The organism is Streptomyces sp. V3I8 (assembly GCF_030817535.1).
In the GTDB taxonomy this organism is placed as follows: domain Bacteria; phylum Actinomycetota; class Actinomycetes; order Streptomycetales; family Streptomycetaceae; genus Streptomyces.
Genome location: NZ_JAUSZL010000002.1, coordinates 5,633,888 through 5,646,012, shown reverse-complemented (window position 1 = coordinate 5,646,012; position 12,125 = coordinate 5,633,888). Strand labels below are relative to the sequence as shown.

Here is a 12,125-nt window from a genome sequence, read left to right as displayed (position 1 = left end):
CGCGGTCACCTCTCCTTCTGCAGTACGGACAGCGCGGCGATGAGCTCCGCCTGCGGTTCCGGGTGTACGTCGAGGGCGTCGAGCGGGGCGAGCCGCCGCTCCCGCTCGCCGTCCAGCGTCTTGTCGATGTAGTCGGTGAGCAGCCGGCCGCCCTTGTCCCGCAGCCGCAGCGCCCCGTGCGCACCGATCCGTTCGGCGAGCCCCTCGCCCGCGGACCGCGCCCGGCGACCGCCCAGCAGCGCGGTGGCGACCAGCGCGGCCACCACCTCGGGATCCGGCGCGACGCTCTTCTCCAGGGCGCGCACCTCGTCCTCGGCGTACTCCTCGAGGACCCGGCGCCAGCGTCGTACCGCCATGCCGATGCGGTGCTCGGCGCTCTCCAGCGCCGGATCGCGGTCCGTCAGCCCCGGCACGTCCGCGGCGGGTTCGCGCCGCCATGTCTCGTCGATGCGCTCGTCCGCCGCGGTGACGGCGCACAGCAGCAGGGTGGCCAGACTCTCGGCCAGCGCGTCGAGCAGTTCACCGGCGCTGCAGTCCAGCGGGTAGCTGCGCCACCGTTTGAGCGCGCCCCCGGCGAGGACGGCACCGGCCTGCAGCCGGCCCCGCAGGCGCGTGTACTCGCTGTCGTACGCCCCCTCGACGGCCGTGGTGAGCCGCAGTGCGGCCGCGTACTGGGCCGCCGTCGCACCGGCGAGCTCGGGCATCCTCGACTTCAGCGAGTCGAGCGCCCCGTACGCCGTGCGCGCCATCGCCCGGTGCCGGGCACCCGGATCCTGCGCCTGCTGGGCGAGCCAGGTGCGCAGCGGCGCCACGGCCGTGGCCGGAAGCAGCCCTCCGCCCCAGGCGGATTCGGGCAGTTCGGGCACGGTGAAACGCGGCACGTTGCCGAGTCCCGCCTTGGCGAGGAGCGCGCCGAACTGGCGCGAGACCTCGGACACCACCTGGTGGGGCACCCGGTCGAGCACGGTGACGAGGGTGGCGTCCTGCTCCTTGGCGGTACGCAGCAGGTGCCACGGCACGGCGTCGGCGTACCGTGCCGCCGTGGTGACCATGACCCAGATGTCCGCCGCGCACATGAGTTCGGCGGCGAGTGCCCTGTTGGGCGCCACCAGGGAGTCGATGTCGGGCGCGTCGAGGAGTGCGAGCCCTCGCGGGAGGGTGTCGGCGGTCTCGACGCGCAGGACGCGGGTGTCGTCCTCCTCCGGCAGGAGGGGGTCGTCGTCGGCCTCCTGCCGGGGCACCCACACGCGCGTGAGGTGCGGCAGCACGCGCATCCCGCTGAACCAGTGGTGGTCCTCCGGGTGGCAGACGAGCACCGGGGTACGCGTCGTGGGCCGGAGCACCCCGGCCTCACTGACCCGCCGTCCCACAAGGGAGTTGACCAGCGTCGACTTGCCCGCCCCGGTCGATCCTCCTATCACGGCGAGCAGAGGTGCTTCGGGTTCCCTCAACCGGGGCACGAGATAATCGTCGAGTTGCGCAAGCAGTTCGTCGCGGTTGGCACGCGCGCGTGGAGCCCCCGCCAGGGGCAGCGGGAAGCGTGCGGCGGCGACACGGTCGCGCAGGGCGGAGAGTGCGTCGAGCAGCTGGGGCCGTACGTCCAAGGTCACCACATGTGAAGAATGCCCAATTTTGCAGGGTTTCTAAAGCATTTGGGCACGCCTGCGCGCCGATCGGACACACGGGGCCTAAAGGACGACTGGGGCGCAGGCATAACGAGTGCACAACACCCGGGGCGCGAGACGCCAAAAGCGATGCACGATTCGTACCTGCCTGCGATTATCAGGACCGCTTCACTGAACCTCCACATCGAGCCACGGAGGTGAAGCGCGAAGCACAGGGACCCAGGAGCTCTATCCTTGTCCCCGGCAAGGTCACAGCCCCGCCCGCACCCGGGCACCAGCATCACAGGCCACCACACCCGGCCCCCGTAGCTCAGTGGATAGAGCAGGCGCCTTCTAAGCGCTTGGCCGCAGGTTCGAGTCCTGCCGGGGGCGCTCACTCCCCGCCCTCCCACCGGGAGGGCGTTTCTGCTGTTCAGGGGAGCAATGACAGGCGCGGTACGCCTGTGACGCAAGGCCGGATGGACCCCCTGGTGGAGTGTGCGGGAGTCCGGCCGAGAGCGGTTCCGACCGGCTTTTGGCGGGCGTTCTTCCCGAAAACTTCCCGAAGTTTTGGTGCGGTCCCTCCACGGTCGGCAGGGCAGTTCACCCTTCCAGAGCAGGGCAAAACGACATACAGGTTGAAGGAGGGCCGTATATCGGATCATCCTTGGCACCATGGGTCTCGCCTCCACCTCCTTCGACCTGCCCGCCACGGGCGACTACGCCCGCGACTGGGCCTTGGTCGACGTGGAGACTTCCGGGCTCATAGCCCGGCGGGACCGGGTGCTGTCCGTGGCGGTGGTGACCATCGGGCCGGACGGCGAGCAGACCGGGGAGTTCTCCACGCTGCTCAACCCGGGATGCGATCCGGGACCGGTGGAGGTGCACGGGCTGACCGTCGAGCGACTGCAGGGTGCGCCTGCCTTCGACCAGGTCGCCGGGCGGATCGGAGCGATGCTCCAGGACCGGGTCCTGGTCGCCCACAACGCTCAGTTCGACTACGACTTCCTGGCCTACGAGTTCGCCCGGGCCCGGATGTGGCTGCCGGTGTCCCAGCGGCTGTGCACCTTGGCTTTGAACCGTCAGGTGGATCCGCCGACGGACGACATGAAACTGGGCACGCTGGCCGCCCACTACGGCGTACCGCAGCAGCGCGCGCACGATGCGCTGGACGACACCCGGGTGCTTGCCGGGATCCTGCGGGCCTCGCTGCGCGAGGCAGTGCGGCTCGACCTGCCCTTGCCACTGGTGAGCTGCCCGCCTCGGGCGGAATCGCAGTTCACACCGAAGCCACCCAAAACGCCGTGCGCCTATCGCAATCCCGGTCGGATGACTCCCGGCGGGCCACTGCTGCAGGGGATGAAGATCGCGATAACCGGTGAGACCGCCCACGCACGGGCGGAGCTGGTCGGGCGCGCTGTTGCCGTCGGACTGAACATGGTGACCTCCGTGAGCCGGCACACCAGCGTGCTCGTCACCAACGAGCCGGCGTCCCGGTCCGCCAAGGCCCGCCGCGCAGCCGCCGAGGGCGTACCGGTCATCGACGAGCACACCTTCCTGAAGCTGCTGGCCGACGTGCAGGTCGGAATCGTGCATGAGGCGACGGCTGCTTCCGCCGTGATCGCGCCGGTGAAGGCCCCGGCGGCGGCAGAAGGTCGGGCCACCGAGCCCGAACCCGCGGCAGCGCCTGTCCTGGTGCCGTCCCCCTCCGGCGCAACCGTCCCCGCCCCGCACCGACCGGGCGACTCGGCGGGCACCTTGGCCAAGCCGCTGACGGGCCGCCGGGTGCTGGTGCTCGGAGGTGTTCACAGAGATGCCGCCGCGGCTCGTACCCGCGTCGTCGAGCTCGGCGGATCGGCAGCGGTCAACCTGTCCACCAGCGTCACCGACGTCGTCCTTCTCGCCGGCGGTGAGAACGACCGCCGCATGAGCCGTATCACCGCCCTTGAGCTCGCCCTGCACGACACGGACTGGCTCACTTCACCGACCGTCACCAGCCCTGCAGCGGCGGCTGTCCGGCCGAAGGAACCGCACGTGATGCCGAGGGGCGGCGTCATCGACCTGCCCACCCCGTACGGCGGACCCGCGCCCGAGTGGTACGTCACCGCCAGCTGGGCTCCGCAGGCAGACTGCGAGATCGACGTCGTCGCTTTCGTCCTCGACGAGGACGAACAGGTCACCTTCGACGAGGACCTCATCTTCTACGGCGCCCCTGAAAGCCCCGCCGGCACCGTGCGGCTCCTCACCGGCGGTCCCGCCGAACAGACCATCGCCCTCGATCTCGCCTCCCTGCCGCCCGCTACCCGCAAGGTGGTCGTCGCCGCGGCCATCGACGGCGCGACCACCTTCGGGACGGTCGGCGCGATCCAGGTCAGTGCGGCTCCCAGCAGCAGCGGCTCGCCCCTCGCCCGGGCCACCCTGGACGCCGCGACAACCGAGCGCACCATGCTCCTTGCGGAGATCTACCGCAGGGGCCCCATCTGGCGTCTGCGCGCCGTCGGGCAGGGCTACGACCACGGCCTCGATGCCCTCGCGCGGGGATACGGGGTCGCCGTCTCCGAGTGAACGACGGTGCCGGAGGCGCAGGTGGCGGTCTGCACAGTCCGCTGGATCAGGTACGGCGATGCGGTGTGGGCGAGGAACCAAGCGTAGGAACCCGCACGCTTGGAGACAGCCCGGCGGGCAGTCGCTGGGGGCCTTCGATGCGCTGCTGGAGCGCGGCGAGCTGGCCGGTGACGCATCGGGCGTACGTGGCGAGCAGGACGGGGACGCTGTTGCCGGCCCATTCGGCGACCTGGGCGGGCGGGACGGCGTTGTTCAGCCAGGTGGTCAGGCAGGTGTGCCGAAGGTCGTACACGCGCTTGCCGGTCGGCGAGTTGTACTCGTGCTCGGACAGGACGGCCTCGCGGGCCTTGTTCCAGGCACGCCGAAAGACCGATCCGGCCAGCAGTCCGCCCTTCTCTCCGGGGAAGAGGAGGTCGCCGGGCTTCAGGCCGTCCGCCTCGATCAGGTCTCGCAGGGTGGCGACCAGAGCGGGGTGGACGGGGACGACGCGGGTGTCGCCTTGGGCGCGGCCCTTGAGATGGCGGGTCTCGTGGACCTGACCGTCGTCGGTCCACTGGCTGCCGACTTCGGGCTCGGCGGTGTGGACGAGTAGCTGGCCCCAGCCCTCAGCGGGCAGCGTGGCGTCGCCGACACGCAGCGCGACGGCTTCCTCTGGGCGCAGGCCCGCGTAGTAGAGCGTGGCGAAGAACGCGTGGAGTCGGTGGCCGGTGCGGGGGCGGGCGCCGATCCAGGTAAGGAGCGTGGCGACCTGGCCGGGGTTGAGCAGGGAGCGCTTGTCGACGGCTTCGGCGACCCTGGGAGCCGCGTCCTCGTCCTTGCCCGTGGGCAACGGGTTGTCGGTGAGGATCTTCTGACGGACGGCGTATTTGATCGCCACGTTCAGGATCCGCCGCTCACGTCTGACCGAGCTGGCGGCGGCCGGGGTGCCGTCCAGGAGGGTGTCGAGCGCTCGCAGGACGGCGTCGAGGTGCGCGGTGTGCTCCCAAGCCGTCATGGGAAGGGAATTGCGGCTGATCCAGGACAGGATCGTGCGGACCTCGGGCGGGGCCTCGTCCCGTCTCAGCTTGTTGAAGGCGTACTCGCGAAGGGCCCGTCGTACCTCGACCGGGTCGAAGCGGTCGGGGGGTTCGGCGCGCAGGAGGGCGAGTGTGGCTTTGGTGAGGGCCTTGGCGGTGTTCTTGCGATTGTTCGCCGAGATGCGGGGCCACTTCGCGTCGACGTACTGGCGGGCGAACTCGTACCAGGTGAGTTCGACCGGTGACGCGATCTGCGAGACCGGCAGTCCGGTGTCCGAATCGAAGGGCTCGCCATCATTGGCGGCGACGCGCAGTGCGGCGCGAAACGATTCCGCGAGTGCACTCGTCTCGAAACTTCGGCCTCGCCGGGTGCCATTGACGGACCAGCGGACGGTGTAGGTGGTCTTGCGCTTCCCCCTGTAGACCTCCGTGTCGTAGAAGCGGACCTTGAAGGACCGGTTGCTCACGCGTTGTCCTCGCAGTCGGTGAGCCAGTTCTCGTAGTCACTGCGGCGGATGCGCAGGGCACCGTTGGGGATGCGTATGCAGCGCGGGCCTCGGCCTTTCTTGCGCCAGTCGTAGAACGTGGAGCGGGAGATGCGGAGGTCGGTGCAGAACTCGTCGACCGTGAGCTTGTCGGTGGGACGGCGGGACGGAGACGTCAAACGGTGCTCCTCGGGCAGGGGGCGGGGAGTCCTGCGGTTGCGCCGGGACGGTGCGAAAGGCCGGCGGAATTGCGGACTTGGAAACCGATAGCGACGCAGATCTGCGGTCGGGATCAGCCTCGATTGACGTCATAACTGTCCGGAGAATCGCCGGTTTCGCAAACCGGCGATGTAGTGTTATATTGCCCGCCCTTATTGTCTGACTTACCCCATACGCCACCGTAAAAGCGGCGGAATTTCGCACGGCATCCCGGATGGAGGAAACAGCAGTACCTCAGGCAGTACCTCGGGTAGTGCCCAAGGTCGGCCACCCTGGTGGACGCACCGGCACTGGTGAGCCTCCTGCAACTGCCCGGAGACGGCGTACCGCAATGGGGCGGGACTCTGCGGACGCGAGTACCGAAGGGTTATGAGTTGCCCCGGTTCGACCTGCCGGATTCCGGCACTATTTCGTCAGCCGCCAATCCGGGCTTATTGTTTTTTGGCCCCACTCTTGATGTGTTCGCCGAGGGCTGCTTGCTTTCTCCGGAGAATGCTGGACTTGTCCGGGGCGGGTGTGGCTGTCTTGCTCAGGCGCCCGGAATCCTGATCCCGGGCGCCTGAGCAACCTCGGTATTCCAGGGCCTGGACCGGATGCCCTCGTGCACCCGCCTGCGGCCCTCGTCAGCGCCACCAGACCGGGAACCGCCGCGCCGCGCCCTTCCCTGCACCGCCCCGAAGCGGGCTGGTGCCGCCCCTCCCCGCCCCGAACCCAGGAGCCGCGACCCGATGAGCCACGACGCCCGCGCATGGGTGTGGGACCACAGCCGAAGCAAGGGCACCGCCCGCATGGTCCTCACCCTGATCGCCGACCGGTGCCTCGACCTCCGCTGCATCGCGTACGCATCCGTCCCCACCCTCATGAAGCGGGCGAACGCGTCCCGTACCGCGGTACGGGACGCCATCGACAAGCTGATCGCCAGCGGCGAACTGGTGCAGCTCGACGGCCGCAAGGGACCTCGCGGAGAGACGTACTACCAACTCCCGGCCGCCGCCCGGTTCCTCGCCGAACGAGCCGCCGACGAGGACCGGAATCCGACCCCCCAGGGGGACCGGATACCGACACCCGCCGGACCGGAATCCGGCCCTGCCGACCCGCCCGAAAGGGGACCGGATACCGGTCCCCAGGACCGGATTTCGACCCCTGGCGGGAGCGGATTCCGGCCCCGAGGAGGCACGGATTCCGGCCCCCAGAACAGTAGAGAACCAAAGATGAACGGTAAGAGCAGCAGCTCACCCTTCACTCCAGCCACCGAGTGGCAGATCGACGACGAAGCCCGCGTTTGGCTGCAGCAACAGGGGCACCTGGCCCGGCTCGGCGAGCACGGGCTGCAGGCCGCCGACGAGAAGTGGCGTGCCTACCGGGCCACATGGTCACCCCGCCCGGCCGCCGCCTGGGCTGCTGACTGGCGTGCCTGGATCACCAACGAACGCCCAGCCGACCATGGCCGCCGGCACCTGCGTGGCATACCCGGCGGAGGCACGCCGTCCAAGGCCCCCGGCATGACGCGCTCCGAGGAGCACATGGCCGCCTTGCTCGCCGCCCTCGACGAACCGAACGGAATGGAGTAACCCGCCCTGAACCCGCGCGAAACCGCCGCCGTCCTCGCCTACATCGGCCGCCTCGACCCCCGCACGATCCGGACCGCCGCCAGCGAGGCCCGCGACCAGATCGCCCAGTGGCACGAACTGCTCAGCGACGTACCCCTGGCCACTGCCCACGGCTGGGACGTCCGCGAGGCGGTACGGACCCACGTCCTCGACTCCCCGTACCCGATCCTTCCGGTGGACGTCGTCCGCACATGGCGGGCCTATCGCCGTGACCGCCTGGCTCGGCACACCGACCCCACTCCGTCCGCCAGCCCGGACGACGAAGCTGCCTGGCGTGCAGAACTCCTCGCCGCCCGGCACGCGGTCGCCACCGGCACGGCCGCGCCGTCGACCCACCGGCAGATCACCGGCGGCGACCCGAGCCCCGACCTCGAAGACCGCCTGCGCGCCCTCGGTACGTGCATCCCACCTGCCGCCCGCGCCGAGCTCGCCCGGTACCGGCCGACCCGAGCCGCCCGCGAAACCACCGTCGCCGAGGGACACCCCGATGCCCTCAGCGTTCCGTGCCAGTGGTGCCACGCCGCCGAGGGCGAGCCCTGCCGCACTCGACGCATGGGTCTCGACGGCCGTGCCAGGGGTAACGCACCCCGCGCCACGCCCCACCCGACCCGCGTAGACCTTGCCGCTGCGGAACTCAGCCGGCACAAGGCTGCGTGACCTTCCTTCGGCTCTCCGTCTCTCGCTGTCACTCCGCGACGAGGCAGCTTATGGAGATTGCATTTCCAACACCTTCGGTCCCCGAGACCGGCCGGGAACCGTACGCCGACGGGGACCGGTCCTGCGAGGGACCTCAGAGACTGAGGGACGGTCCCCGCGCAACTCGGCGGGACGGTCCCCCTGACGAGGCGTCACGGGGACCGGTCCCGGAGCCGAACACTGCGCCGCACGGGGACCGGTCCCCAACGGACCAATCGGGCACGGGGGCCGGGACCGGGTCAACGAGCAGGTCAACGCCTCACAAGAGCACCCTCGGTCCCCACAGCACACCCGGGGACCAACCATGTGGGGAGCGGGGACCGACGTCACCGTCGCCTGCCGGGACCGATAGATGCGGGGACCGACTGAACCACGGCCCCTTCAAGCGTGGACCGACTACGGGGACCGTTTCCCGGGACCGGATATAGAAGGCCGGTCCCCGCGGTCCCCGATCCGTTGTATCCCCGCGGGACCGCCCCGGCCCCGCCCGCCCTCTCTCACGCCCCCGACAACCACAGACCCCGCCCCCGCCCCGCCTCAAATACTTTGCCAAGGAGCTTCCATGCATCAGCGTCACCCTCAGACGACCGACGACGCGCACCAGAACGCAACCTCCCCAGCCCCAAACGGCACAGCAAGTTATCCCCTTGGATACTCCGCTCAAGACGGAGTATCCAAGGGTTCCCCTGCCCCTGGAGGGCAGGGGCTCGTCCGGCGCCGGGGGACGCCTGACGAGGAGGCTGCGACCGAGGGCGGATCGCAGCCAGAAGGGATACAGGACAGACCTGAGCAGCCGCGTATACACCGCCGCAAATACCAGCGTCGCCAGCGTCCACACGTCCGCAACACCCGCTTCAGCGACGACGAACTCGCCCTCGTAACCGCTGGCGCGAAGGCCGCCGGCCTGACCCGCGCAGGCTTCCTCGCCCGCGCTGCCCTCTCCGCCGCCCGAGACCTCGAACGGACCGCAAGCGCCGTCGCCGACGAGCGTGAGGTGATCGCCGAACTATTCGCCGCCCGCCGCCACGTCGGCAACAACCTCAACCAGGTCACGCGCGCAATCAACGCCGGCGCTCACCCACCCGAACTGGACGCCGTCATCGCCGCGACCCGGCGCGCCGTCCAGCGCGTCCAGCGCGCCACCGACCAGCTCCTCCAGCAGGACCAGGACGCGGCACCGGCATGATCCCCAGGATCCACAAACGCGGGCAGCGCACCCTCGGACTCCTGTACTACCCCTACGGACCAGGCAAGTTCGAGGAGCACACCGACCCGCACCTCGTCGCATCCTGGGACAACAACGCCCCCGACCCAGGCCGCGACCAGAGCGCTACACGCAAACAGCTCCAGCAGCTCCTCGACCAGCTTCTGGAGAACATCGATGCTTCCGAACGCGTACCGCACATCTCGTCAGTGTGACGCGAAAAGAACGGAATTTACGCCTCCATCCCGGTCGGTCTGAGATCCTGGAGTCCGATCGAGAGGGGCCGCAGGCATGGAGTGGAAGACCCACGGTGAGCGCCAGATCTACAACAACCCCTGGGTGAACCTGTGGTTGGTTGATGTCCAGCAGCCGGACGGCCGTCGTTGGGAGTACCACGTAGTTCGCCTGCGGCACCTAGCCGTGGCCGCCGTGGTCAATGACCGCCAAGAGGTCTTGATGATGTGGCGGCACCGCTTCATCACCAACTCGTGGGCCTGGGAGCTCCCCATGGGCCTGGTGGAAGAGGGCGAGACACCTGAGGAAGCAGCGGCTCGCGAAGTGCTGGAGGAGACCGGCTGGCGCCCTGGTCCGATCAAGCCTCTGATTTATGCCGAGCCGGCCAACGGGATCACCGACTCGCAGCACCACGTCTTCCGCGTCGACGGCGCGACCTACTCCGGACCGCCCACGGAGAAGAACGAGTCCGACCGCATCGAGTGGGTCCCCCTCAGTGAGGTGCGGGGCATGATCGACCGTCGTGAGGTCGTGAGCAGCGGATCTCTCGTCGGTCTGCTGTACCTGCTCATGGATGAAACGATCCGCTGACGGGTGGGAGAACTTCCCGTAGCCGGGCCTCGAAGGCCAGGGCTACGGGTTCTTGCCTATGGGGAGCCAACTGGCCGTAGAACTCCCTCAGGTGGCCCGTCACCCGCTCGGACACCACGGTCGACGCGGACTCCAGGGCTTGTGTAGCGGTGTGGCACGCTTGGTCGAGCTTGCCTTGGTCCAGTTGGGTCCGGGCCAGCCAGAATGCATGAAATGCACGGCCGCGGTGGTTGGCGCGGTCTTCTCTCCGTAAGGCGTCCGCGATCAAGGGTTCGGCGGTGGCCGCTTCGCCCAGCCGGCCGTGGGCGATGCCCGTGTCCACGATGAGCTTCGGTTCATCGAAGTAGGTCACCCATGACGGGTCGGGGTCGCTTGTCCGGATCTGCTCGAACTGGCGGTGCGCCTCCGTGAGCGCTCGGCGGGTGGAGGTCTGGCTACCAAGGGAAGCGTGGGCGAAGGCTTCGCGCATGGACAGCATCGACAGGACACGCGGGGTGGTGTCGGGGGCCGAGCGGGCCTGGTCCTGGGCGGCTGTGACGAGTGCCAGAGAGTCCGCGGGCTTGTCCTGGTAGGTCGCCTGCAAGCTCATGCAGGCGAGGACGTTGGCCATGAACTGTCGGTCGTCGATGTGCTTGGCCAGTTGCAGAGCTTCGCTGAAGTAGGTGCGGGCCTGGTTGTACTGGCGGGCGTCGAAGTAGATCCAGCCCGTGAGGCGTGCCAGTTCGGCGGCGATGCCGTAGAGGCCGTACTGGATGGACGGCGGCCGGTTCTCCTTCATGAGCCCGATCACGTATCGGAGCTGCCCAACGACGGCGGGCCTCAGGGCTTCTCCGCCGTGTTGATTGTCTCGTCGCCAGTAGTCCTCAATGGAAGACCGGAACGCCGCGAGGGTGGCGGCGCTGAAACTTGTCCGGGTGGCCATGGCCAAGATGCTGTCCACGTCCGGGCCCGGCAGAGACGCGGGGATCTGCTGCGCCGGCTCCGGTACCGGAAATGCTTCGCGGTCGGTGACGACAAGAGCCTGGGGCGTCTCCCACGACCGCCGGGCAAGTCCGAGCATGTGCCCTGGAATGCGTAAGCCGTCCGCGATGCGCTCGATGACATCCATGTGCACCAGCTGGCGCCGCCCGGAGAGCACTTCGCCGACTCGACTCGGGGTCAGGTCACATCGCCTGGCGATCATCGACGGGTAGATACCGGCCTTGACTTTGGCCAGTCGGAAGACCACGGCGAAGTCCCGTACCCGACACGCATCGATCATCTCGGGGTCGGTGAGCAACCGCGCGGGCAGTTCCGGCGGCTGGTTGGCTTGGGGCATCTGGGAGGCTCCCACACTGCGAAGGCTACGCAACGTCGCTGGTTCTCTACCTGCCGCGATATTACCCAAGTTGGGTAATCAGCCTGACCTTTTGGCAGAGGTACCCGGCTCGGGATGCTCCTCTGCATGGCGAGCAATCAGCAGACCAGACCAGACATCGGCGAACTGGCGAAGGACAGTGCCCGTGGACGTATCGGCGTCGTCATGGGCGAGGTCGGTGGCCGTGTGCAGATACGCCCGATCGGAGGCGGCAGGGAGTGGGACGCCATGCCGGACAAGGTGGCGGCACTCAGCGCGCGAGAGGAACTGAGCGCGCGCCTGGCCGTGAAGAACGACAACAGTCGGGTCGGACTGTGATGCGCGCCATCGGCCGGTGTACCGGGTTCCTGTTCATCATCTGCATCAGCGGTTCGCGCAGCTTGGTGATCGGCATGACCCTCAACGTCGGCCAGTAGAACGGCCGCCCCGAACGGGTGCCACATCCCGGCCCCCCGTCCCCGTTCGAGGCCGGCCTCAAAGCCTTCTTCCCGGTCGTCTATGAGCCGAGCTCGGCGGCCGGGGTGGAGCTGCTCACCACGCACTA

The 12,125-nt window shown here is 68.8% G+C and carries 10 protein-coding genes, 1 tRNA gene and 1 pseudogene; 8 read left to right on the top strand and 4 right to left on the bottom strand.

Translation table 11 applies throughout. The annotated features are described in order from the left end of the window. Positions 1 to 5 precede the first annotated feature (5 nt). Positions 6 to 1,613, bottom strand: coding sequence for a dynamin family protein (locus QFZ75_RS25100; RefSeq protein WP_307540331.1), 1,608 nt, complete (start codon positions 1,611 to 1,613; stop codon positions 6 to 8). Positions 1,614 to 1,924: 311 nt separating this feature from the next. Between QFZ75_RS25100 and QFZ75_RS25095 the strand changes: the two genes are divergently transcribed. Next, positions 1,925 to 1,997 (top strand) — tRNA-Arg (locus QFZ75_RS25095). Between the two features lie 282 nt (positions 1,998 to 2,279). After that, complete coding sequence (locus QFZ75_RS25090) at positions 2,280 to 4,169, top strand: TerD family protein (RefSeq protein ID WP_307540329.1); 1,890 nt, start codon at positions 2,280 to 2,282, stop codon at positions 4,167 to 4,169. A 46-nt stretch (positions 4,170 to 4,215) separates the two neighbouring features. On the opposite strand, the gene QFZ75_RS25085 is transcribed toward QFZ75_RS25090, so the two are convergent. Then, positions 4,216 to 5,652 carry a tyrosine-type recombinase/integrase gene (locus QFZ75_RS25085; protein WP_307540327.1) on the bottom strand — a complete coding sequence of 479 codons (1,437 nt, stop codon included), beginning with the start codon at positions 5,650 to 5,652 and terminating at the stop codon, positions 4,216 to 4,218. Beyond that, the gene (locus tag QFZ75_RS25080; RefSeq protein ID WP_307540326.1) at positions 5,649 to 5,849 is read right to left on the bottom strand and encodes an AlpA family transcriptional regulator; all 201 of its coding nucleotides are present in this window, start codon (positions 5,847 to 5,849) and stop codon (positions 5,649 to 5,651) included. Before QFZ75_RS25080 ends, QFZ75_RS25085 begins: the two co-directional genes overlap by 4 nt. Before the next feature lie 768 nt (positions 5,850 to 6,617). On the opposite strand from QFZ75_RS25080, the gene QFZ75_RS25075 reads away from it, so the two are divergent. The 5 genes and pseudogenes from QFZ75_RS25075 (at position 6,618) to QFZ75_RS25055 (ending at position 10,224) form a co-directional block, all read left to right on the top strand. After that, the gene (locus QFZ75_RS25075; protein ID WP_307540324.1) at positions 6,618 to 7,460 is read left to right on the top strand and encodes a helix-turn-helix domain-containing protein; all 843 of its coding nucleotides are present in this window, start codon (positions 6,618 to 6,620) and stop codon (positions 7,458 to 7,460) included. 6 nt (positions 7,461 to 7,466) lie between these two features. Further along, positions 7,467 to 8,156 (top strand): hypothetical protein, encoded by a 690-nt coding sequence (locus tag QFZ75_RS25070; RefSeq protein ID WP_307544771.1) that lies wholly within the window; start codon positions 7,467 to 7,469, stop codon positions 8,154 to 8,156. Positions 8,157 to 8,547: 391 nt separating this feature from the next. Beyond that, entirely contained in the window at positions 8,548 to 9,381 is an 834-nt protein-coding gene (gene mobC, locus QFZ75_RS41190; RefSeq protein WP_373465940.1) for a plasmid mobilization relaxosome protein MobC, read from the top strand. Next, positions 9,378 to 9,590 (top strand): annotated as a pseudogene (locus QFZ75_RS25060) (mobilization protein); the annotation flags it as partial. The gene mobC and the pseudogene QFZ75_RS25060, both read left to right, overlap by 4 nt. A gap of 100 nt (positions 9,591 to 9,690) precedes the next feature. Then, the gene (locus QFZ75_RS25055; RefSeq protein WP_307540321.1) at positions 9,691 to 10,224 is read left to right on the top strand and encodes an NUDIX hydrolase; all 534 of its coding nucleotides are present in this window, start codon (positions 9,691 to 9,693) and stop codon (positions 10,222 to 10,224) included. Here QFZ75_RS25055 and QFZ75_RS25050 read toward each other — a convergent pair. Beyond that, on the bottom strand, positions 10,202 to 11,542 hold the full coding sequence (locus tag QFZ75_RS25050) for a helix-turn-helix domain-containing protein (protein WP_307540319.1): 1,341 nt from the start codon (positions 11,540 to 11,542) through the stop codon (positions 10,202 to 10,204). The two genes, QFZ75_RS25055 and QFZ75_RS25050, sit on opposite strands and share 23 nt — an antisense overlap. A gap of 114 nt (positions 11,543 to 11,656) precedes the next feature. Here QFZ75_RS25050 and QFZ75_RS25045 point away from each other — a divergent pair, with 114 nt between their 5' ends. After that, the gene (locus tag QFZ75_RS25045) at positions 11,657 to 11,899 is read left to right on the top strand and encodes a hypothetical protein (protein ID WP_307540317.1); all 243 of its coding nucleotides are present in this window, start codon (positions 11,657 to 11,659) and stop codon (positions 11,897 to 11,899) included. The last annotated feature ends 226 nt before the right edge of the window (positions 11,900 to 12,125 follow it).

What these genes read in the sequence shown, in the direction of transcription:
- QFZ75_RS25090 (WP_307540329.1), top strand. Translation starts at nt 2,280, where the DNA reads ATGGGTCTCGCCTCCACCTCCTTCGACCTGCCCGCCACGGGCGACTAC.
- QFZ75_RS25075 (WP_307540324.1), top strand. Translation starts at nt 6,618, where the DNA reads ATGAGCCACGACGCCCGCGCATGGGTGTGGGACCACAGCCGAAGCAAG.
- QFZ75_RS25055 (WP_307540321.1), top strand. Translation starts at nt 9,691, where the DNA reads ATGGAGTGGAAGACCCACGGTGAGCGCCAGATCTACAACAACCCCTGG.
- QFZ75_RS25045 (WP_307540317.1), top strand. Translation starts at nt 11,657, where the DNA reads ATGCTCCTCTGCATGGCGAGCAATCAGCAGACCAGACCAGACATCGGC.
- QFZ75_RS25050 (WP_307540319.1), bottom strand. Translation starts at nt 11,542, where the DNA reads ATGCCCCAAGCCAACCAGCCGCCGGAACTGCCCGCGCGGTTGCTCACC.
- mobC (WP_373465940.1), top strand. Translation starts at nt 8,548, where the DNA reads ATGCGGGGACCGACTGAACCACGGCCCCTTCAAGCGTGGACCGACTAC.